This is a genomic window from Vallitalea longa, assembly GCF_027923465.1.
Classification (GTDB): Bacteria; Bacillota; Clostridia; order Lachnospirales; family Vallitaleaceae; genus Vallitalea; species Vallitalea longa.
Genome location: NZ_BRLB01000001.1, coordinates 645,594 through 668,564, shown reverse-complemented (window position 1 = coordinate 668,564; position 22,971 = coordinate 645,594). Strand labels below are relative to the sequence as shown.

25 protein-coding genes and 1 pseudogene are annotated in these 22,971 nt (G+C 30.2%); 23 read left to right on the top strand and 3 right to left on the bottom strand.

The features are described from left to right. Window positions 1-29: 29 nt before the first annotated feature. The 14 genes from QMG30_RS02925 to QMG30_RS02860 all read left to right on the top strand — a co-directional run bounded on the left by QMG30_RS02925 (window position 30) and on the right by QMG30_RS02860 (window position 17,092). Complete coding sequence (locus QMG30_RS02925; protein WP_281812071.1) at window positions 30-1,370, top strand: MFS transporter; 1,341 nt, start codon at window positions 30-32, stop codon at window positions 1,368-1,370. A gap of 121 nt (window positions 1,371-1,491) precedes the next feature. After that, on the top strand, window positions 1,492-2,667 hold the full coding sequence (locus tag QMG30_RS02920; RefSeq protein WP_281812069.1) for a class I SAM-dependent methyltransferase: 1,176 nt from the start codon (window positions 1,492-1,494) through the stop codon (window positions 2,665-2,667). Window positions 2,668-2,989: 322 nt separating this feature from the next. Next, window positions 2,990-5,101 carry a methyl-accepting chemotaxis protein gene (locus QMG30_RS02915; protein WP_281812066.1) on the top strand — a complete coding sequence of 704 codons (2,112 nt, stop codon included), beginning with the start codon at window positions 2,990-2,992 and terminating at the stop codon, window positions 5,099-5,101. A gap of 308 nt (window positions 5,102-5,409) precedes the next feature. Further along, window positions 5,410-6,426, top strand: a complete 1,017-nt coding sequence (locus tag QMG30_RS02910) for a hypothetical protein (RefSeq protein WP_281812064.1) — start codon at window positions 5,410-5,412, stop codon at window positions 6,424-6,426. 331 nt (window positions 6,427-6,757) lie between these two features. Continuing rightward, window positions 6,758-7,762: a LacI family DNA-binding transcriptional regulator gene (locus tag QMG30_RS02905; RefSeq protein ID WP_281812062.1), complete on the top strand. Its 1,005-nt coding sequence runs from the start codon at window positions 6,758-6,760 to the stop codon at window positions 7,760-7,762. A 212-nt stretch (window positions 7,763-7,974) separates the two neighbouring features. Continuing rightward, a complete protein-coding gene (locus QMG30_RS02900; protein ID WP_281812060.1) occupies window positions 7,975-9,045 on the top strand; it encodes a substrate-binding domain-containing protein in 1,071 nt (356 codons plus the stop codon). A gap of 70 nt (window positions 9,046-9,115) precedes the next feature. Continuing rightward, window positions 9,116-10,597, top strand: a complete 1,482-nt coding sequence (locus tag QMG30_RS02895; RefSeq protein WP_281812058.1) for a sugar ABC transporter ATP-binding protein — start codon at window positions 9,116-9,118, stop codon at window positions 10,595-10,597. Then, window positions 10,598-11,590, top strand: a complete 993-nt coding sequence (locus tag QMG30_RS02890; protein WP_281812056.1) for an ABC transporter permease — start codon at window positions 10,598-10,600, stop codon at window positions 11,588-11,590. A gap of 30 nt (window positions 11,591-11,620) precedes the next feature. After that, window positions 11,621-12,334, top strand: a complete 714-nt coding sequence (locus tag QMG30_RS02885; protein WP_281812054.1) for an RraA family protein — start codon at window positions 11,621-11,623, stop codon at window positions 12,332-12,334. Between the two features lie 69 nt (window positions 12,335-12,403). Then, entirely contained in the window at window positions 12,404-13,570 is a 1,167-nt protein-coding gene (locus tag QMG30_RS02880; protein WP_281812052.1) for a M24 family metallopeptidase, read from the top strand. A gap of 3 nt (window positions 13,571-13,573) precedes the next feature. Continuing rightward, entirely contained in the window at window positions 13,574-14,347 is a 774-nt protein-coding gene (locus QMG30_RS02875) for an SDR family NAD(P)-dependent oxidoreductase (protein ID WP_281812050.1), read from the top strand. Between the two features lie 8 nt (window positions 14,348-14,355). Further along, window positions 14,356-15,384 (top strand): aldose 1-epimerase, encoded by a 1,029-nt coding sequence (locus QMG30_RS02870; protein ID WP_281812048.1) that lies wholly within the window; start codon window positions 14,356-14,358, stop codon window positions 15,382-15,384. Window positions 15,385-15,390: 6 nt separating this feature from the next. Beyond that, window positions 15,391-16,464, top strand: coding sequence for a mannonate dehydratase (locus QMG30_RS02865; protein ID WP_281812046.1), 1,074 nt, complete (start codon window positions 15,391-15,393; stop codon window positions 16,462-16,464). A gap of 265 nt (window positions 16,465-16,729) precedes the next feature. Then, window positions 16,730-17,092, top strand: a complete 363-nt coding sequence (locus QMG30_RS02860; protein ID WP_281812044.1) for a VOC family protein — start codon at window positions 16,730-16,732, stop codon at window positions 17,090-17,092. A gap of 66 nt (window positions 17,093-17,158) precedes the next feature. Here the strand turns inward: QMG30_RS02860 and QMG30_RS02855 are convergent, their stop codons facing one another. Continuing rightward, window positions 17,159-17,362, bottom strand: coding sequence for a helix-turn-helix domain-containing protein (locus QMG30_RS02855; protein ID WP_273324294.1), 204 nt, complete (start codon window positions 17,360-17,362; stop codon window positions 17,159-17,161). 123 nt (window positions 17,363-17,485) lie between these two features. On the opposite strand from QMG30_RS02855, the gene QMG30_RS02850 reads away from it, so the two are divergent. The 6 genes and pseudogenes from QMG30_RS02850 to QMG30_RS02825 all read left to right on the top strand — a co-directional run bounded on the left by QMG30_RS02850 (window position 17,486) and on the right by QMG30_RS02825 (window position 20,831). Next, on the top strand, window positions 17,486-17,776 hold the full coding sequence (locus QMG30_RS02850) for a hypothetical protein (protein ID WP_281812040.1): 291 nt from the start codon (window positions 17,486-17,488) through the stop codon (window positions 17,774-17,776). 92 nt (window positions 17,777-17,868) lie between these two features. Then, a pseudogene (locus tag QMG30_RS25220) lies at window positions 17,869-18,090 on the top strand (hypothetical protein); the annotation flags it as partial. 246 nt (window positions 18,091-18,336) lie between these two features. Then, window positions 18,337-18,723: a VOC family protein gene (locus QMG30_RS02840; RefSeq protein WP_281812038.1), complete on the top strand. Its 387-nt coding sequence runs from the start codon at window positions 18,337-18,339 to the stop codon at window positions 18,721-18,723. A gap of 309 nt (window positions 18,724-19,032) precedes the next feature. Next, window positions 19,033-19,863, top strand: a complete 831-nt coding sequence (locus QMG30_RS02835) for a hypothetical protein (protein WP_281812036.1) — start codon at window positions 19,033-19,035, stop codon at window positions 19,861-19,863. A gap of 161 nt (window positions 19,864-20,024) precedes the next feature. Further along, window positions 20,025-20,243, top strand: a complete 219-nt coding sequence (locus QMG30_RS02830; RefSeq protein ID WP_281812034.1) for a hypothetical protein — start codon at window positions 20,025-20,027, stop codon at window positions 20,241-20,243. A 15-nt stretch (window positions 20,244-20,258) separates the two neighbouring features. Then, on the top strand, window positions 20,259-20,831 hold the full coding sequence (locus tag QMG30_RS02825; protein ID WP_281812032.1) for a class I SAM-dependent methyltransferase: 573 nt from the start codon (window positions 20,259-20,261) through the stop codon (window positions 20,829-20,831). Window positions 20,832-21,119: 288 nt separating this feature from the next. Here QMG30_RS02825 and QMG30_RS02820 read toward each other — a convergent pair whose 3' ends face one another. Together QMG30_RS02820 and QMG30_RS02815 are read right to left on the bottom strand one after the other, a co-directional pair. Beyond that, window positions 21,120-21,437 (bottom strand): type II toxin-antitoxin system RelE/ParE family toxin, encoded by a 318-nt coding sequence (locus tag QMG30_RS02820; protein ID WP_281812030.1) that lies wholly within the window; start codon window positions 21,435-21,437, stop codon window positions 21,120-21,122. Next, window positions 21,430-21,696, bottom strand: a complete 267-nt coding sequence (locus tag QMG30_RS02815) for a type II toxin-antitoxin system Phd/YefM family antitoxin (RefSeq protein ID WP_281812028.1) — start codon at window positions 21,694-21,696, stop codon at window positions 21,430-21,432. The genes QMG30_RS02820 and QMG30_RS02815 overlap by 8 nt, the downstream gene beginning before the upstream one ends. Before the next feature lie 105 nt (window positions 21,697-21,801). On the opposite strand from QMG30_RS02815, the gene QMG30_RS02810 reads away from it, so the two are divergent. The 3 genes from QMG30_RS02810 (at window position 21,802) to QMG30_RS02800 (ending at window position 22,970) form a co-directional block, all read left to right on the top strand. After that, on the top strand, window positions 21,802-21,927 hold the full coding sequence (locus QMG30_RS02810) for a hypothetical protein (protein ID WP_281812025.1): 126 nt from the start codon (window positions 21,802-21,804) through the stop codon (window positions 21,925-21,927). Between the two features lie 52 nt (window positions 21,928-21,979). Then, the gene (locus tag QMG30_RS02805) at window positions 21,980-22,447 is read left to right on the top strand and encodes a GNAT family N-acetyltransferase (protein WP_281812023.1); all 468 of its coding nucleotides are present in this window, start codon (window positions 21,980-21,982) and stop codon (window positions 22,445-22,447) included. Window positions 22,448-22,712: 265 nt separating this feature from the next. Further along, the gene (locus QMG30_RS02800; protein WP_281812021.1) at window positions 22,713-22,970 is read left to right on the top strand and encodes a type II toxin-antitoxin system Phd/YefM family antitoxin; all 258 of its coding nucleotides are present in this window, start codon (window positions 22,713-22,715) and stop codon (window positions 22,968-22,970) included. Window position 22,971: the final 1 nt, after the last annotated feature.

Genomic DNA, 22,971 nt, shown 5'->3' with positions numbered 1-22,971 from the left:
AATAATCATATAAAGGAAAGGTGAAAATTATGGACAAAGTAAACAAGATGCCAATAAAGCATATTTTGGGGTATGGGACAGCTGCTTTAGGTTATAATTTTGTATTTATGCTTACTTCTACTTATGTTAATATATTTTTTACTAATGTTTTGGGAATTTCTCTTGCCGCGGTTGGAATTATAATGTTAGTAGCAAGAATCTGGGATGGCGTAAATGATCCAATAATGGGGTCATTGGTTGATAAAACTAATACTCCTCGTGGTAAATATAGACCTTATTTATTATGGGGGATGTTACCATTAGCAATTACAACAATATTATTGTTTTATTCACCTAGTCTTGGTGAAACAGGGAATATAATTTATGGTGCAATAATTTATATATTATGGGGAATGTCATATACTTTTGCAAATATACCATACATGTCTATGCAGTCTACATTATCTTTTGACCCAGATGAAAGAACTAAAATAATTACACTTAAAAATATATTTACAGTATTTGGAATCATTTTATGTTCAATGATTGTTCCAGGAATAGCTATAACAAAAAATGGTGTACATAGTGAGGGCTTTTTTGTTTCAGGAATAATTGGAGCTTTATTAGTTATAGTTTGTATGGGAATTACATATAAATCAACAGAAAAGTATAAATTTATTGAGAGCAAAAAACAAGATAAAATTACAATTAAAGAAAGAGTATCAGCAGTAGTAGATAATAAGGCTTTGATTCTGCTTGCCCTCTCTCTTTTGATATTGTCTATTCAGCAGGCCTTAATAGGTGCTTCTAATTATTTCTTTGTTGATGTACTTAAAAGAGGTGATGTTGTTATGATATATACTCTTACCGGTTCTTTTGCAATGATTATTTCAATGGTGTTTATGCCCATAGTAATGAAATTAGAGAAAAAAACAATTATGGGTGTAGGAATGATAATATATGCTGTAGCATCTATAGTATTTTATATTATTCCTGATAATAATATTGCAGGATTTATTATTTTTAATATTATTAGAGGTATAGGTTCGGGTTTTAGCATGATTATTATTTGGTCTATGATTGCAGATAGTGTAGATTATGCAACACTAAAAACAGGAAAACAACAGGGAGGAATTGTATTTTCTACATCTACATTTATGCAAAAGGCAGCTGGTGGAATAGGTGGTGCACTAATTAATTTTATGTTAGCTATAATTGGTTTTGTTCCTAATGCACAATCACAAACAGCATCAGCAGGTAATGGCGTAAAATTGCTTATTTCTATAGTTCCAGCAATATTAGCTCTAATAGTAGCAATTCTTATTATACTTAAATACCCATTAACAAAGGCAAAGATGAAAGATATTCAAAAAAAACTAGGTCGAGCCTAAGTAGTTAGTTCATTACCATCTAATTATAAAGATTTTTCATATTAGATGGTTTATTTTTTTCTTGAAATAAAATTAATATATTTATATAATATTTATGTAAATATTGTTAGGAGAGATAAATATGTATAATGTAATTGATTTGATAGAAAAAAAGGTTAAAGATGGTAGTATTACTAATATTACATTAAGTAAAGTTAGATCCAAAGACATTACGAGCTTCACTAAAGTTAACGTCAAACCTGTAAAGATAAAGGAGAAGTTGTTATATCAGTTTACTTATCATTATAGTAAAAAAGTTACTCATAATAATTTTGATTATGTCGATACAATAAATGAACTTACTAATCTTATGGAAAATTATTTTAGGCAAGGTAATTTTTATACCATAGATGCAGATTATCAAGTTCTGATAAGCAAAAAAGGTAAATCTAAGATAATAAAAAAACCACCGACAAAGAAAAGCTTAGAATTAGATCATAATAGAACTAAAAATTATATTCTATCTGAAACTAAACCTTATGATTTTTTAATCAAGCTTGGTGTAATGAATAAGAATGGAAAGGTTTTATCTAATAGATATGATAAATTCAAGCAGTTAAATAGATTTCTTGAAATGGTATCTGATTGCATAGAACATCTAGATAAGACTAAGACCATTAATATCATAGATTTTGGCTGTGGAAAATCATATCTGACTTTTGCTCTTTACAATTATCTTGTAGAACAGCTTAAGTTAGATGTCAATATAATTGGACTTGATTTAAAAAAAGATGTTATAGAATTTTGTAACAGTATTGCCGCTGAGCTCAATTATGATAAATTGAAATTTGTTTATGGTGATATAAAAGGTTATGAAGAAATGGATAAAGTTGATATGGTAGTAACTCTTCATGCTTGTGATACAGCAACTGATGATGCTTTAGTGAAAGCTATAAATTGGGGAGCGGATGTTATTTTATCAGTTCCTTGTTGCCAACATGAACTTTTGAAACAAATTCATAATGAAACTATGAAGCCAATGGAAAAACACGGAATTATTAAAGAAAAATTATCCAGCCTCATAACTGATAGTGTAAGAGGCAATATACTTGAGATTATGGGGTATTCAGTACAAATGTTAGAATTTATTGATATGGAACATACTCCTAAAAATATTCTGATCAGGGCATTCAAAAAAGGGTGTTATAATAAAACAAGTATAGATGAGTATAATGAGTTTAAAAAATTTTGGAACATACAGCCTTATATCGAGAAAGCAATGGGAGATAAATTATTGTCATTATTAGATAAAAGTTAAGTTATATAACTTATTTTAATTAGTAAAAATCAAGATAAATTTTAACTAAAGTAATACCATAATATGGTAAAACTTTAGTTTTTTAATATAAATAATTACATAAATATGTAAAAAGAGTTAATATGAATCGAATAAAAAAAGTAAATATTTGTAAAGAAAAAAAGGATTAAGGGAGAAAATGTAGAATAAATAATTATAAATGGAAAATATAAGTAAAAGGGGGAATTATTGTATCTAACTAATCCATTTATATTAATTTTATAGATAGTATTTTATTAACTATGAGAAACATATTAAAATTAATTTATTAAGGAGTTAAATAATGAAATCAATTAAAAGCAAAATGGCTATTAGTATATCATTAAGTATATTATTAATAATATCTGTAATTATCGGTATGGTGGCAGTGAGTACACGTGATCAGTCTATAGAAAATGCGTATGAGACTACTAAATTAGTTGGTGAGTCTGTTGCAAAAGGAGTAGAAGAAGAATTAGAAGAAGGAATGAATATAGTAAGAACTTTATCTAATAGTTTTGAAGGGATTAGAGTAGATGGATCTGTTGATAGAGAAGATATAAATATTATGTTAGAAAGTGTCATTAAAGAAAATCCTGATTTTACAGGAATATGGACTATATGGGAACCAAATTCATTTGATAATCAGGATGAAATATATAAAAATACTGATGGATGTGATGCAACAGGAAGGTTTGTTCCTTATTTCTATTGGAGTCAAGGAAAAATAGTTAAAAGAGCTTGCACTGATTATGATTTATCAGATAAAAATGATTATTATTCACAAGCAAAAAATTCTGAAAATGAAATTATACTTGAACCATTTGTATATGAAGTAGATGGTAAAAAGTTGTTAATGACGTCTCTTGTGGTTCCAATTAAAGTGAATGGAAAAGTAGTAGGGGCTACTGGTGTTGATTTAACTTTAGATAAATTACAAAATGTGAATAAGGATATTGAATTATATGATTCAGGTTATGAAGTAATATTATCTAATACAGGAATTTATGTTGCTCATGAAGATGAAGGATTAATTGGGACTAATATTTTTGATAATGATATAGAACATAAAGAAGAAATAAAAGAAAATATTAAGATTGGTAAATATTTTGATACTACTGGAAAATCAGTCATAAATAATAAAGATAGTAATAAACAATTTGTTCCTATAAACATAGGAGAAACTAAAACTCCTTGGTTTGTTGAAACAGTTATACCAATTAGTGAAATTACATATGAATCAGATAGATTGATAAAAATACTTATAATAATCGGAGTAGCAGGATTATTAATTCTATTAGTAATTTCATATATAATTGCTCAAAGGACTAGTACACCTATAAAACTTTTATCAGAGATAATTGAAAGGATATCTAATTACAATTTATCTTATGATGAAAATTCAAAAGCGGTAAAATATCTAGAACGAAAAGATGAAATTGGGACAATAGCCAGAGCAATAGATAAAATGCAGAAAAATATAATTCAACTAGTTAAAAATATTTCATTTTCTTCTGAACAATTAGCGTCCTCTTCTCAAGAGTTGACAGCAACTAGCCAACAATCAGCAACTGCTGCAGATGAAGTAGCTAATACAATAGAAGAAATTGCTAGTGGTGCAAGTGATCAAGCGAAAGATACTGAATTGGCAGCGGATAATATAAACGATTTAGGTAAATTAATAGAAAGAAATCAAAATGAAATAAAAGATTTGAATAAATTTACAGATGATGTAATAAGCCTAAAAAAACAAGGAATAGAGAATATTAAGGATTTAGTAGAAATAACTGATCTTAATAATAATGCAACTAAACAAATAAATGAGTTAGTTAAAGATACTAACGAAAGTGCTACAAAAATATATCAAGCAAGTCAGATGATTAGTAGTATTGCGGATCAAACTAATTTATTGGCACTTAATGCTGCTATAGAAGCGGCTAGAGCTGGAGAGTCAGGAAGAGGATTTGCAGTAGTAGCTGAAGAGATTAGAGAATTAGCTGAACAAGCAGATGAATTCACTGGTGATATAACTAACATTATCAATGATTTGAAATTAAAAATAGATAATGCTGTTTCTACGATGGGTGAATTGATGAGATTGGCGGATAATCAGAATACTAGTGTTAATAATACAAAAATTAAGTTCAATGGAATTGCAGATGCAATTGAAAGAACAAAAGAAGCTATAGATGTAATTAATAAATCTTCTAAAATCATGGAAGATAAAAAGATAACTATAACTGAGATTACTGAAAATCTATCAGCAATTTCTCAGGAAAATGCAGCAGGTACAGAAGAAGCATCAGCTTCAGTTGAAGAGCAAACAGCTTCTATGCAAGAAATAGCTAATGCTAGTGAAGCTCTTGCTAAATTAGCTGAAGAAATGAATTTAGGTATCACTAAATTTAAATATTAGAGATTATTCACTTAATTACTAAATATAAAATGATATAGGCTATCATAAACTATAAAGTATTGTATAGTTTAATAAGAACAAGGTATTGTAAGTGATTTTTCATCTATATGTTTCGAGAAAACTCTCTCCTTTACCAAGGAGGGAGATGAATCGGAACAGTTTTAATCTTTAACCTAATCCAGAATACTGATTTTTAGTATTATTTTTCACCAAAACATAATAAAAATAGACACTTATAATTGCTATGTTTTGGTTTATATAATATAATGACTAAGTATAATATCTTAGTGATTAAAGGAGAAAATTAAATGATATTTGATGTTTCACAAACAATCTCGTTTTTGATTGCTGCAATTTTGGGACTAATAAGTTGCTGTATGCAATTTCAAAATAAAAGAGTTATGTTACAAAACAACTCATTTTTAAGTTTTATTCAATTTATTATTACGATATATGTGATTTTTGAAATTTATGATCCTAATTATTTACCAAGTCTTACTATACTTATAGTGATTCTAGTTTTAGTTATAAATTATATCATTATATATTTTGTGGGTACAACTTATTCAGTAAAAACAAAACAAAAAGAGTTATTGATTAAGAGTATTGATGCAGCAATATCTTCAACATTATCTAGTAAAGCAGAGAGAGAAGACGATGATGATAAAACTATTTTTAGTATTAGTAATAGTAGTGGGAAAATAGTATTAAAAGATACAGAAACAATTAGTGGTAAACACTCATATACCATTAAGTTCAAAAAATGGAAATCTAGAGATTTAAAAAAGCCAATAATCAAGTATATTGAAAATGAACTTACCAATTTTGATTATGTGAAACCAAAACGAATTAGAGATACATTATGTACAATTTTATTTGTAGCCTTAGTCATTGGTTGTATTGGATTAGTTAGTGAATCGGTAATGAAAAACGAAAAATATGATTTAGAAAAAGAGAAAATGCCCAATGAACTTTATTTTGTAAACGAAGATTATAATTGTAATGATAAAGATATAATAAAAAAAATACATAATGAATTACAAGATTTATATGCACTTAAAGATGATAAGTTGACAGTTGATGAAATTAACGAAAAAAATAATATAGAGTATATAATAGAATATGGTCATGGAGGTAATGTTATATATATGCAAGAAGATAGGATGTATATATATATTAAATATTCCACAGTTAGTGATAGATCCATATTACATGAATTATGTTATAGAATTCATAAAATATATGATAAAAGCGATGGTGTTTTTTATAGAGTTTGGTACGATGAAGAATTATATAATTATATTAAAGATATTATTGATCAGTAGTAAATTTATGAACTAATAAAAATTATAAGAGCTAAAAATATATATTAGTATATTATTGATAACTAACTTTATCTATTTACTAGATAGGCATAATATTATATGAAAACATATTATGCTAGTAAGTATATTTAATATTCAATAAGTGTCTATACATAGATAATATTGTCAATCCATAAAAAATGCACAAAATAATTGACAAAAAGTATATGAGGTTGTATAATTTAATTGTATTGAAAACCTTTTCATAAAAGACTTGATTAAATACAAGGTATAATTGCACATATAGTTGTATGATATATATTTAAATTTATAATTTTAGTGAGGGTACATGATGGATAAAATTTCAACTATTAAAGATGTTGCAAAAATGGCTAATGTTTCTATAAGTACAGTTTCAAGAGTATTAAATGGAAGCACGCCAGTAAGTAGAGAAAGTTCAGAAAAAGTATATAGAGCAGTAGAAGCACTTGATTATAAACCAAATGCTATGGCACGAAGTCTTATAAGTAAGAAAACAATGACTATAGCTGTAATAATACCTAATTTATCCAACTTGTTTTTCCCAGAACTTTTAAGAGGTATTAGTAAAGCAGTAGAAAAAGAAGGTTATTTTTTAATAATATGCAATACTGATTATAATTCAGAAAAAGAAGAAAGATATATTAACCGAATGCTTGAAAGAAGAGTAGATGGGTTTATTATAGTTAGTACAAGTATAAGTAATAAAAAATTAACACATTTATTAAAAGGTAAAACCAGTGTTGTATTTGTTTATTCATATGCTGATTTTGGATACAATATTATGGAAGATGGTATAAAAGCTACATATGATGCTACCAAATATCTTATTGATATGGGTCATAAAAAAATAGCATGTGTAGGTTGGAGATTTAAAGGTGTTAATGTTAGATATATGGGTTTTATTAAAGCACTTGAAGAGTCTGATGTTAAGTTTAGAGATGAATATGTTATTGATTGTGGTTATAGTAAAGAAGAAATTACTAATAATACTATTAAGCTGTTGCAGATGAAAGATAGACCTACTGGAGTTGTTGCTTTTAATGACGATACAGCTATAGCTATTATGATGGCAGCTAAGAATATGGGAATTAGTATCCCAGAAGAATTATCAATAATCGGATATGATAATATTTCCATTAGTAATATATTATTAAAGCCTCTTACAACTATTTCTGTACCTATTCAAAAGATGGGTATGGAGGCAGGAGAAAAAATTATTGAAATTATTGATAAAGGCATTTCATACAGCGATGTATATATAGAAAAATATATTCCATATAAATTGATTGAAAGAGAATCTGTAAAGGTTCTATAAATATATAGATATTAAATAATAATGTTGAGTAAAATTGAAAATTTTATAGTCAACATTTTTAATCCATATCATGAAAAGCTTTTCATAAACCCATATTTGTAACAAAAAGTAATATAAGTAAATTTATGTTTGATATATTTACAATATTTTTTATAAGTTGGTATTAAAACTTCTTAATTGAAGTTTAAATATATATTATAAGGAGGATATTTATGAAGAAAAAATTATTATGTATGTTGGTAGTAGTTTTAAGTTTATTTATGGTTGCATGTGGTAGCAAAGGTGACACTAAAAGTAATGATGGTAGTAAAAGCGATGGAGACAGTACAAGTGATAGTGATAATGTATCTAATGATTCAAAAGACAAGGAAATTACAGTTGCTGGTATAGTTTTTCAAGAAGATCAATTCATGAAGTTATTACAAATGGGATATCAAGCAGCAGGAAAAGAATATGATGCAAAAGTTCTTGTTTCCAATACCAACAATGACCAAGCAAAAGAAGTAGAACTAATAAATACATATACTTCCCAAAAAATTGATGGTATTGCAATTTCACCACTTAATGAAACTTCTTCTATTCAAGCTTTAAAAACAGCTAATGATAAAGGGTTAGCGATAGCTGTATGTAATACAGCATTAAATGATTCTGATTTTATAGTTGGAGGTTTTACATCAGATAATTATTTATTAGGTAAGCAAACAGGTCTAGTAGCAGCAGAATTTATTAAAAATCATTATGAAGAAGGGGAAGAAGTTAGAGTAGCTATACTTCAATTCAAATCTCAACTTCCAGATTTATCAACACAACGTTCTAATGGATTTATAGATCAAATAAAAGATATACCAGGTGTTGTTGTGGTGGCAGACCAAGATGCATGGCTTCAAGATAAAGCAGTTCAAGCTGCTGGAGATATTATAACTGCACAAGAATCTCAAGGTGGTGTAGATATTATATGGGGAGCTAATGATGGAGGTACAATAGGTTCTGTTATGGCTGTAAAAAACGCAGGTAAGGAAGGCGAAGTATTCGTATTTGGAACTGATGCAGCAGAACAACAATTATCAATGTTAAGGAATGAAGATAATGTATTACAAGCTGTAACTGGACAAGATCCTTATATGATAGGATATAAGACCATGGAAGTTCTATTAAAAGATATTTTAGGTGAAGATACAGGAGTTGATAGAGGTAACTCAATGGTAGTTCCAGGTATAGTATTAGATAGAAATGATAAAGAAGGTTTAGATGAATTTGCTTCAGAGCTTGAAAATCACAAATAATAATAATTAATATTAAGAGGATTGTTTGATGTCCTCTTAATATATGACTAATTAAAATGAAAGGATAATTATGAGCATATTAAGAACTGAAAACATAAGCAAACAATATCCCGGAACGCTTGCTCTTGATAATGTAACTTCAATGTTTGATAGTGGTAAGGTTCATGCATTATTAGGTAAAAACGGTTCTGGAAAATCTACTATGGTCAAAATTTTTGCTGGTGCTATTAAAGCAACATCTGGAAGTGTATATTTAGATGATGAAAAACTAGATTTTAAGAACCCTCAGGAAGCAATAGATAAAGGTATTGCTACGGTATATCAAGAACTTAGTTTAGTACCAGGCATGAATGTAGCAGAAAACATTTTATTAGGAAGAATGCCAATGAAAGGTAAATTTATAGACTGGAAAAAGGCATATAAATTAACTGGTGAAATCCTTAATGATCTAGGTGTTGACATTGACCCAAAAGAAATGGTTATGAATCTTAGTATGTGGCAATGTCAGATGATTGAAATAGTCAAAGCAATGAGTACTAATCCAAAAGTACTTATGTTAGATGAGCCTACTTCATCTCTTGCTCAAAATGAGACAGATCTATTATTCAATATGATTAAAAAGCTAAAGAAAAAAGATGTAATAATTATTTATATATCTCATAGATTACAAGAATTATGGAAAATAGCAGATACTTGTACGGTTTTAAGAGACGGTATTTATATTAATAAAACAATAATGGCAGAAACATCTCATGAACAACTAATTAAAATGATGTTTGGAGATGTCAAGATAAAAACTAGGCCTGATGATCTTAATGTTGGAGAAAAAACATTACTTCAAGTAAAAGGATTAACAAGAAAAGGGTATTTTGAAGATATCTCTTTTGAAGTTAAAAAACATGAAATACTAGGTATCGCAGGAATGCTTGGTTCTGGTAGAACAGAGCTTTTAAGAGGTATTTTTGGAGCAGATAAAGTTGATTCTGGTAAAATTATTTTTGAAGGTAAAGAAATAGACGCTCCAACACCTTATAAGATGAAAAAAGCTGGTTTTGCTTTAACACCTGAGGATAGAAAACATGAAGGCTTGATTCAAGATTTAAGTGTGCATACGAACTTATGTGTTGCTAGTTTAGATTATATTTCTCCAAAACATAAAATAACTAAAAAAATGGAAAAACCTTTTGTTGATAAACAAATAAAAGATCTGGAAATAAAAGTTCCTAATGTTGATTTACCAATATCATCATTATCAGGAGGTAATCAACAAAAAGTTGTTGTTGGTAACTGGCTTAATACTAATCCAAAGATTATGTTTTTTGATGAACCATCTAGAGGAATTGATGTTAATGCTAAACAACAGATTTTTGATATTATATGGGAACAGTCAAGAAAAGGTGTATCTAGCATAATGGTTTCTTCCGAGTTAGAAGAACTGCTGGAAGTATGTCACAGGATAATAATTATTAGCAATGGGCGAATAATTGGAGAAGTTAAACCTGAAGAAATTACAGTTGAAGACTTATATAAAAGATGCATTGGAGGAAAATAAATGAATGCGAATTCTAATAATAAATATATAAATAAAATAAGTAAATTTAGCTCGAATCATATACTTGAAATAATACTTTTTATAGTGTCTATAATTATAGCCTTTTCAGCACCAGGGTTTTTTACATCAGGCAATCTACTTAACATATTAAGAAATGCATCACTAAAAGGTGTTATTGCCTTTGGTATGACTATGGTTATAATAACTGGTGAAATTGATCTTTCAATCTCATCAACAGTTGCTTTATCAGGTGTAATAACAGGTACAGTTGCAGGTAAAATTGCAAGTACTGGTATTATGTCATTAGAATATTCAGTAATAATTGGAATGATAGTTGCCATACTAGCAGCTGCTTTGGTAGGATTAGTAAATGCAATTATACATACTAAATTCAATATACCTACATTTATTATCACTTTAGCCATGTTAAATATTGTATATGGCTTAGCTGCTATAATATCAAAAGGTTTTCCTGTAACAACTTTCCCAGCTTGGTATAGCAAAATTGGTGCTGGACAAATAGGTTCTATACCTATACCTGCAATAATTTTATTGGTTGTATTTTTTATTGTTTGGATGGTAATGGATTATACTAAATTTGGTAGAAGTGTATATGCTGTAGGTGGTAATAGAGAATCAGCAAGATTGTCAGGAATTAATGTAAAATTTGTAAAAATTATTGTATTAGTTATGGTTCAAGTGACTGCTGCTATAGCAGGAATTATGGTTTCATCACAGGTTATGTCAGGTGCACATCCTTTTGGTAAAGGATGGGAAATGGATGTTATTTCTTCAGTTATTATTGGTGGAGCATCTTTAACAGGTGGTATTGGTAAGGTTAAAGGAACTTTTATAGGTATTATTTTCTTAGGAGTATTGTTGAATGGTATGACATTGCTAAATATTAATGAATATGTACAATATGTTGTTAGAGGCGGATTAATTCTTATGGCTGTTCTTATTAATACTGTACAATCTAGAAAAATCGTTTAATCTACATTAATGACTAATAGGAGAATAGATATGTTAGATAAGAAAGATATATTAGATAAGATAGAAACAATGAATGATGATGAATTATTTGATATCATGAAAAAAGAATTATATACAGGTGTTTTAACTGATGTAATGGATACAATGGATTTAAGACATCAATTCCTACCAGCTTATATAAAACCACTTAATAGAGATATGATGGTTGCTGGAAGAGCATTCACAGTTCAAGAAGCTGACGTTACAGGAACAAGAATATGTGCAGAAGATAGAGAAAAACCATTTGGAATTATGTTTGAAGCTCTTGACTCTATGAAAAAAAATGATGTTTATATATGTACAGGAAGTTCACCTAGATATGCTTGTTTTGGCGGACTTATGTCAACTAGAATGATTAAATTAGGTGTAGCAGGAGCTGTTGTAAGTGGGTACACAAGAGATACGAAAGAAGTTCTATCACTAGGATTACCAACTTTCACAAGGGGATGCTATGCACAAGATCAAGGTATGAGAGGCAGAGTGATAGATTATAATTGTCCTATTGAATTTGATAATGGTGTACTCGTTAATCCAGAGGATATAATATTTGGTGATATAGATGGAGTACTAGCTATTCCCAAAAAACATGAAAGAGAAATAGTTAGAAAAGCATTTGAAAAAGTGTATGGCGAAAATGAAGTAAGGATTGCTATAGAAAACGGAATGTCAGTAGTTGAAGCATTTGAAAAATACGGAATTATGTAAGATCATATAAGTAGTTAATGATTAATCATATTTGTTAGTAAATAAAAACTATAGGAAGGAGTATGGCTAATGAATAAGCAAAAAATATCAATGGTAAGTAAAATAATTATAGAAAAAGAATTAGGTGCGATAATATTCTTTAGACCGGATGAACTTATGATGACTCTTGGTTATAGACCATACTGGGGATTGTCTGTTGCAGTATGCTATGAGCATTCCAATCCAATTTTGTATGTACCTGCTTTAGAACCAAAGCTAAGATTACCGAAAGACATAGTAGTTAAAAGATATCCATGGGGCGAAACAAGTGAAGATCCTTTTGAAATTCTATATGAAATGATTAAAGAAGATATTAAGGAATACGGAAATTATTCTAAACCTGTATCATTAATAAAGAATGTAGGAAATACAACTCCTTGCATACTATCAGCAGAACAACCACCATTGCCAAGTGATTTCGTAGAGAATCTTATGAAAGTCAGCAAAGGCGGATATAAGAATGTGGATGAAGAGATATTGGATCTATATAATTTTAAGACATGTGAAGATATAGAAGGTATTAGGCTTTGTAATAAAGTTGCAGGTATTGGAATAAAAGCTTTTTATGACTCTCTTCAAGAAGGATTAACCGAAGCAGAAGTATCAGCTAAAATGGAATATGCAGTTAGAACGCAGATTGGTAAAAATGGTGTTAAGTATGCAAGTGGTTTTGCACAAGTTCAATCTGGAATAAATGGGGCAGATGGAGGCAGATATAACTGGGTTACTGACAAAAAGCTGGAGAATGGTGATCTAGTAATGACTGAATTTGCTGTTGTTGTTAATGGCTATTGGGCAGATATAACTAGAACAGGAAAAGTTGGGATTCCAAGCAAAGAAGATATAAGATTACATGAAGCAGTTAAGAAAGCACAAGATAAAGCTTTATCTTTAGTAAGGGAGGGAGCAATTTCTGAAGATTTGCAAAAGGCTGCCAGCGAAGTACTGGATACTGAATGTGTCGGTAAATATTTTACTCATGGGCTAGGTCATGGAGTTGGATTCAGGTACCACGATCCAGGTATAAGAATTGCCAAAGGTAATAAAGAGGTGTTAAAAGAAGGCATGGTTATTACTATTGAACCTGGAATTTATGATAGTTCTTTTGGTGGAATTAGAATAGAAGAGAATGTATTAGTTACGAAAAACGGCTATGAGATACTTTCTAAGTTTACTAGAGAATTAAAGGGAGATTAACATATGAATATACATGAATTATTTAGCGTTAAAGATAAGGTCGTTGTAATAACTGGTTCTACAAGAGGCATAGGTGCAGCTATAGCAAAAGGATATAAAGAGGCTGGTGCTTCAGTTTGGATACATGGAAGAAAAGAGGAATCCACTAAGCTAGCAGCAGAAAAGATGGGTTTCAAGAAATATTTTGCAGCAGATTTATCTAATATGCAAGCTGTTGAAAAGATGGCAAACCATATAATAAGTGTTGAGTCAAGAGTGGATGTACTAATTAATAATGCTGGATATGAAGAACATGCATCCATTGAAAATATGGATTTTAACCTTATGGATAAGATATATGATATTAATACAAAAGCCCATTATCTATTATTCAGTAAATTGATTCCTCTATTAAAAAAATCAGATAGTGGATCAGTAATCAATGTTACATCTATACATGATCTGGTAGCAGTTAGAAACAATTCTCCTTATTGTATGTCAAAAGCTGCAATGGGAATGATGTCAAAAGTAGCAGCTCTTGAATTAGGGAAAAGCGGTATAAGAGTCAACAACTTAGCACCAGGTGCTATAGCAACAGATATGAATAGAGATCTACTCAAGAAATTAGAAAAAGACAATGGGACAAGTTTTGGTGAATGGATACCACTAAACAGAGTCGGAGAAGTAGAAGAGATGGTTGGACCAGCTATTTTTCTAGGAAGTAAAGCATCTTCTTACATAACAGGAACTACTTTATATGCTGATGGTGGTTATAAAGAGAATCTATTGAGATATTAGGTGATAAAATGAGAAATTATGGTTGTAGAATAACAGAAGATATTAAAATACACGATATGAAATCATTAGTGATGGAAAATGAAAAGTTAAGGATAACTTTTTTACTAGATAAAGGTGCCGATATAGTAGAACTTTTATATAAGCCAAAAGATATTGACTTCATGTGGAGGTCACCAGTAGAATTTCATAATCCAGCGAAATGTAACTCTACTACAGGGTCTAGTTTACATAACTATTTAGACCATAATTTTGGCGGTTGGCAGGAAATACTTCCTAGCGGAGGTCCAGAGTGCAATTATAAAGGTGCTGTTATCGGTATGCATGGTGAAGTAAGTAATTTGCCATGGCAATATAGGATCATAAATGATACAAAAGAAGAAATAAGTGTTATATTTTTGGTTAGAACTGTCCGCTCACCATTTTACTTAGAGAAAACTATTACCATCAAATCCAATGAATCAACCATATATTTTGATGAAACACTGTTTAATCTTGCCAATGAAGATATGGAATTGATGTGGGGTCATCATCCAACTATAGGAGAAGGTTTTCTAGATGAATCTTGCTATATAGATACATCAGCCAAAAAAGTTTTTACCTATGGTGAAGAATTGGATTTTGATACTCAGAGACTAGACGTTAATAGTGAACATGATTGGCCTGTGGCTAAGGGGAGAGATGGCAAATCAATAGATTTATCCAAAGTACCTGATAAAAATGCTGGTACGGCAGACATGCTTTTCCTAAAAGATTTTGGTGATAAGGCATACTATTCAATATATAGTAATAATAAAAATGTTGGATTCAGATTAGAGTGGGATAACAATATTTTCCCATATGCTTGGATATGGCTTGTGTGTAAAGGTTCATATGGTTATCCTTGGTATGGCAACACTTATAATCTGGCTATAGAACCTTGGACTAGTTATCCGGGAGCAGGACTTACAAAAGCAATAGATAATGGTACAGCACTTAAGATGAAAGCAGGAGAAAAGATTAATTTTAAGATGCGGGTCGATATTTATGAGAAAGGATAAATGGTTATGGCAGAAATGAAAATCGGAATTGGATTATATAGATACATGCTAAATAAAGAAAATTATAGATTTGCTAAACAAGCTGGTTGTACTCATATTATAGCTCATCTAGTTGATTATTATAGAGATCAAGATGGAGTTCATGGAACTGATGAAGTTAAAAACATGGGGAAATCTGTTGCTAATGAAGATGTATGGAGTTACGAAAGCATTCATAGATTAAAAAATGAGATTGAAGATGAGGGTCTAACATTATATGCAATAGAGAACTTTGCACCAGCTGATTGGTATGATGTTCTATTGGATGGACCTAAAAAAGAAGAGCAGATTGAAAGATTGAAACATATAATAAGAAATGTTGGAAAAGCAGGTATACCTGTTTTTGGATATAATTTTAGTATTGCTGGTGTATGGGGACATCTAAGAAGACCATTAGCTAGAGGTGGAGCAGTTTCTGTTGGATTCTCTGACAAGGAAGGTGCTAAACAGACTCCAATTAAAAATGGACAGATATGGAATATGACATATGATGAAAATGAAGAAGGATACATTGATGAAATAACAACCGAGCAGTTATGGGATAGATTAACATATTTCCTTAATGAGCTTGTCCCAGTTGCTGAGGAGGTTGGTGTAGTGTTAGCTGCACATCCTGATGATCCACCACTTAAGACGTTAAGAGGTACACCAAGATTAGTTTATCAACCTCACCTTTATCAAAAGTTATTGGATATATATCCATCAAAAAGTAACGCTCTAGAATTCTGTATGGGAACTATTCAAGAAATGACAGAAGGCAATATCTATGATGCTATAGAACAATATGGTTCTCAAGAGAAATTAGCATATGTTCATTTTAGAAATGTAATAGGAAAAGTTCCTGAATATCATGAAGTCTTCGTTGATGAAGGAGATATTGATATGGTGAAAGCGTTAAAATTATTGAAAAAGCATAATTTTGATGGAGTATTGATTCCAGATCACACACCATTATTTGATACTGAGATCCCTTGGCATATGGGTATGGCTCATGCTATTGGTTATATTAAAGGGATATATGATGCGGTTGTGAAAGAGTAAGTATTGTTGAGGTGTAAGTATTGAAGATAATTAAATAGATTATACATTTTAATTAAAAAGATAGACTCTGTTTAGCTACCCCTTTGATGTCAGGCTTGAAGGTTTGATATTGCTAGATGGAGTCTATTTTAGTGTAATCATATTAGGTAGATGATGAATAGATTTTGCATAGGTATAGAAATAGAAAAAAATATACAATTATAGAGAAAGGATAGTATCAAGATGGTATAATATACATTATTAATAGTAATGGAGGAAAACAAAAATGAATATAACATTCCAACTAAAATCGCTATATGTCTGTGTTAAGGATATGGAAAGAGCGATTAATTTTTATGAGAGTTTTTTAGGTCAGAAAGTTACTGAAAGAAGTGATATATATAGTGTTTTTGATATTAATGGTTTTAGATATGGATTATTTGCCAATGAAAAAATGAATGAACCTAAAAGATGGGGGAATAATTGTTTGCCAAGCTTTGAAGTAAATGATATTGATTTGCTTTTAGAAAAGCTTGAGGAATTAGATTGTGATATAGTTTTTCCACTAACAGTTATAGGGGAAAATAAGGTTTTGGAGTTTACTGATAGTGAGGGTAATGATATAGAAATTACTTGTCCTTTGAAATGAGGGATATGAAACTAAGAAATCTACTAGATGATAAAAAAGACCTGATAAGGTCTTTTTTATGGTATTTCACTTTTTATCAGTTCTACCAACTAGAAAATCAATACTAGTATTGTAGTAATCAGCTAATTTTATGAAAGTCTCAATTGGGATATTTAGTTTGCCATTTTCATAATCTGAATATGTACTTTGGTCAATACCAATTATACTTGCAATATCCTTTTGTTTTAAATCCAAATCTTCTCTTAAGTGTCTTACTCTTGGAAAAATCATTTTAATCACCTCAGTGCTATTGTACAATATGGGGAATTCCCATATTGACATTTATGGGAAAATCCCATAAAATAATATTGAAAGTATTATAATAACTAGAAAGGTGAAATGAGGTAGAAGCCAATGATTGATTTTTATTCTAAAGCAATTAATAATTTAATTCATGATGTAGTTGATGAAAAATTAAAGTTAAGTAATGAAAATAATAAAGAGATAGTAGAACAAAAGAACTTGATGGAGGAATATGATCATGAATTCAGAGATTTATTTGATAGATTAGATGAAAAGGATAAATCGGTAATAGACAATTATCTAAGTCTTAATAATTTTTTGAACAGCGTAATGTTTTGTGATATGTATAGAGAAGGAATTTATGATGGTATTCTATTATTGAAGCATTTTAAAGTGCTATAGATTTTCTATTGAATTGCAAATATTGACAAAATATTAGTTAATACATATAATTTAAATTAGATTTATTATAACTAAAGTATAAATGGTTATTTGAAGGTGCTGATAAAGATAAGCATATAACAGAAAGAACTGAACAAAGAATATTTAAAAATGCATGTGAAAAAAGGTATGTAAAGAAAAAAGTATCTGTATATAGTCTTAGACACAGTTTCGCAACTCATTTATTAGAAAATGATACTATATACAAGAATTATTACATTCAGGTTCAAAAACTACAGAAATATATATACATGTTACAAATAAGAATATTATGAGTATTAAGAGTCCTTGGATGATATTATGTGAAGGGAAGAGTAAGAGATAGTAAGTATTTACGACGTTCGGGAATACATCTGATTTGGAGGTATTAGCGACATTCGGAAATATTGTAGTTATAAGAAATTGCCTCATTCATTTCAGGGTATTTCTTTGGGATGAAGATCATTTAGTACATATAGCAATTCACATTTGTAAGATATACAGATATAAAGATTATTTATATTTGATGTAGGAGAGAAATTATGAAAAATTATGCTCAAGTTTATGTGAAAAATAGTTTTGAAGCGGCAGAAATGTATTGCAAAGCTTTTGGTGCAGAAATTACATTTGAAGTGAAAAATGATGACAAAACTGCTTATGCGCACTGTGAATTGTCTGTAGATGGTGAAGGGTTTTTAGCATTAAGTGAAGCAGCGAATCCTTGTGACGTAAACATAGTTCACAAAGTGAAATGGGAAACTATGACGTTTAATGTTTTTGAGATGGGAAGCGAAGAATCGGTTTGTAACGCCTTTAATATTTTGAGTAATGGCGGTGTTATTATTAATCCAATTCAGGAAGTGCCATGGAGCAAATGTTGTGCGACTGTTATAGATAAATTTGGAGTGTGTTGGTGGATTGCAATTTAATAAACCTAATGAGCATAATCTTTAGTTTATAATATTTATTATATTATACAGTAAAAAGAAGAAGACTAGAGAGATTTCTTTAAAGCTGAATGAGACAACTTCTTATAACAATGCACTCAAGTTCGCTTTGACTATAACTAGGGATAAGTCTTTGGAGTAGCCAAAGCACATTCCTTTACCGGGTGGCAAGCACCGCCTACGAAGAAAGGCTCTGCAAGTCCGGTTCAGGAACGTCTTGAGTGCGTAACGTTAGGTGAAATTGTCAACTGGGTGCCACAGATTAAGGTTTGAAAAGGAAGAGGTGTTAATATGTCAAGAATGACACATGCAAGATATAGGAACGAAACTGAGCCAATAAGCGCATTTGATGTTGATGATAATTATGATTTGTATTCTGAAGAAGATAGAAGAGAATTTCGATGTATATTCTGTGATTCACAAATTCAATTTTCTAGAGGAAAGGCTCATGATGATCCCCATTTTAAGAATTGGCCGCTTAAAGAGCACGGAGAAAATTGCAAAGTTCCTAACTCAATAAAGCAATTAGAGGGAAAAAAGAATGAAGTAGAATTACAGACCTTAGTTTCAACAATACTTCCTAGAGCAATGAGACCAAGTGTGTCAATTTCTCCAGGGGCAAAAACACATAAGGATAAAGCAAAGAGATATGTAGGAAAGCAAACCAGAAAGTTTATATATGATTTAAAGAATGTACTTGATTCAAAGAATAGATTTGCTGTAGATGAAGAGTATAAAGATTTAACTTTTCTGACAGAAGCTAATGATGAAGTTAAGATTGAAGATATTATAATGACTCAAGATAAAATAATTAATGCTTTAGATTCTAATGGAGGTCAGGGTTTTATCTGCATATTGAAAGGTACTGTAAGTAAAGTAAAAGAAGCAAAAGGAAGTTATATAGTTGATATGACAAAGTCAAAAAATGGGATTTATGGTAATTCTAAAGGCTTCAAGTTATATATGCCTTATGATTTTGTTAGTAAGAACGAATCTAAGATGAATTCAATAAAGAACTCTTTAATAATATGCTATGGAATCGCATCTAAAACAGACTACGGTTATCAGATGGATTTATATTCAATAAAAAATCAAGTTGCAGTACTTATGACGTTTACTTAAGCTTGACGTTGCCAACTTCGCCTAACAGCGAATTGACGTCATGGACAGGAACAAGGAAGGATGTCCACGTCGTAATTCACGGGACGTTAGATGAAAGAATATGGCTGGGTATTGATCGGAGTTTATTAGTTTTCGGTAATGATTTAGAGAGGTGGTAGTTTATGTATGCATGTATAGCTCTTCTAACTAATGATGAGATTCAGAATATTGGAAGGAAGATGGTTTATGATTTATCTGTTCAGTATGGAATTAATACAATATCTGCAAGATTACCACAGCATATTTCCATGAAGCAATCTTTTAAGATTAAGGACCTTGTAGAGATAGAAGGGTATGTTGAAGAATTGGCATCAGACTTATTAGAAATAAATTTTGATTAGTAGAAAGGACTATATATGATTGATATTGCTAAAATAAACAAATATGATAGGATTAAATTGATAGTTGGAGCATCTTCACAGAATTATGACGGATGGATTCAAACACAACGAGAAGATTTGGATTTATTAAAAAGATTAGATTGGGAAGGAAGCTTTGGTGAGAGAAAAATTCATAATATTTTAGCGGAACACGTATGGGAACATCTTAGCTATGATGAAGCTATTGAATCTGCAAAGATATTATATGATTTTTTAGATAATAATGGTTTGATTAGAATCGCTGTACCAGATGGTAATTTTAGAAATGAGTGGTATCAGAATACAATACAAGTAGGAGGACCTGGACCTAAAGACCATCCAGCTGCTGGGCATAAGATAGTATATACATATAAAACTATTGCAATGCCATTTACACAGGCTGGTTTTAAAGTGGATTTATTAGAATATTGTGATGAAAATGGTGTGTTTCATTTTAAAGAATGGGATGAAAAAAAAGGTTTTATATATAGGTCAAAACGATTCGATCATCGAAATAAAGGTAAAGAATTAGGTTTTGTATCATTAATAATTGACGTGAAAAAGAACTAAGAGTGTAACTATAATGGTATTTGCAATATAGAGTTGGTAGAAGGTGTAAAATGATAATTTATTTGGGGTGAGGATTTGTAGCTAAGGGAAACTACTTTACATAACAAAGCATTGAAGTTCGTTCGGGCGAGGGTACAAGTTTGGGGAAATGCCCTCACACATTTCACCACCTAAGCGCGTCGCGACAGTCGTTGCATTAGCCCTTGACAGGGCATAAGCAACTCCTTCTAAGGTGCTGGGACGTCGGAAATACGAGACCGTTATAGGAAACTCCTTACTAGGGTATTCCTAATGAGCGTCAAAGAAGATTTTTATAATTTTGCTTGATAAGACTCTCATAATTTCAATCTCCGATAATGTATGATTTGATATGTAAAAAACAATATATGATTCAATAATCAGCATTCTATATTGTTTTGTTTTGAGTTGAGGGTCTTTTGGTATAGCACCTTTAGAAGGAAAATCAGCTAAGGATTGAATAGCATGATCGATTTTATCAATTAAATGATAGGCTGCGGGTGGATTATCAATGGAAATATAATTTAAGATATTCCTAACATCATCCATAGCAGTAGGGTAATAAATTATTTTATATGGTTTAGACATGATATTCGTTCCTCAACTCTTCCATAAAAATACTGTGACTTACTTTTGGTGCTCCATTAGAACGTTCAGCTTCAGCAACTGCAAGTTTTTCATAAAGCTCTAGTTTGGCTTGAAGTTGTTCAAAATAAGCTAAGCTCATAACAACTAAGTCACCTTTACCGTTTTTAGTAATATAAACAGGTTCAGCATCTTTATGACACGTTTCAGAAATTGTATTAAAATTATTTCTTAGATCAGATATAGGAAGTATTTTGGGCATGTAATCACCTCTCTGTTATATTATGAGTAAATAATATCATAATTATGATAAATGGTAAATATATTTTGAATTTTATTATTATGAGAGCAGAGGGGGAGTTTTGAGTTGCATCTTATAACAAAATATTTCCGTTCGCTACGCACATTCACTCTCTTAGGAGAATGTCTTTGTGGTCAGAGTGAACATCTGAAACAAGAACCGTTAGGAGACAGATATCTTCTGGGTAATTAATAAACATACCACAAATAGCTACTGTTATTTAGACTTAAGGAGGAATGAGGACATGAATATTAGAAAATTTGAGGAAAGAGATGTATTAGACGTTGCAGATTTAGCTATGAGAACGTTTCAACAATATAATGGTTTAGATTTCTATAATGAAGAAGCAATAACTAACACATTGAATTACTTTGATACTACTAAGAATACTAAACAAGTTCTCTTAGAGAAGTTTAGCAAAAAACCAATATCTTATGTCGCTGAAGAAGAGGGGCAGATTGTTGGAATGATAAACGGTGTTGCAAACAGAATTAGTAGTCTTTTTGTGGATGGGTCACAACATAGAAAAGGAATTGGAAAGGCATTGCTCGAGAATTATGTTTTTGAAGCGAAGGAATATGATTCAGATTTTATCAGTATTGAATCTTCATTATATGCAGCTGAGTTTTACCAAAAGATGGGTTTCGTAAAGACCACGGATATTGTTAATCATATGGGATTGAAGGTATATAAGATGGAGAAAAAATTATAAAAAAAGCAGTTTAGTTAAGTGCTTTGAAGTGATTCATATATGGATTGATCATCTGAGATGAATTTTTGATTATGTGGAAGGCAACATGATTTTAAGATTCTAGTATATTATGATTAATCATGGAGGACGTAATCGCATATAAGGATTTGAATATATGAAAGTGATAGCTAATTAAAAAAAGAACTATTTTATTGGCTACACTATTGTTGAATAGATATCGTAATTATGATAGAATATGCATATGATATTATAGGAGGTGCATATAATGCCAACAATAAGACCAAGTTCTGATCTAAGAAATAAGTATAATGAGATATCAAGTTTTTGTCATGAAAATTCAGAACCAGTATATATAACTAAAAATGGCAAAGGGGATTTAGCTGTTTTAAGTATAGAAACTTATGAGCGTTTAGTCGGTAAATTTGAATTGAAAAAGTTGTTAAACGAAGGAATTGAGGATATTAAAAACAATAAAGTTTTATCAGTAGAAGATGCTTTTAGAAGAATTAGAAAAGGAATTTAGA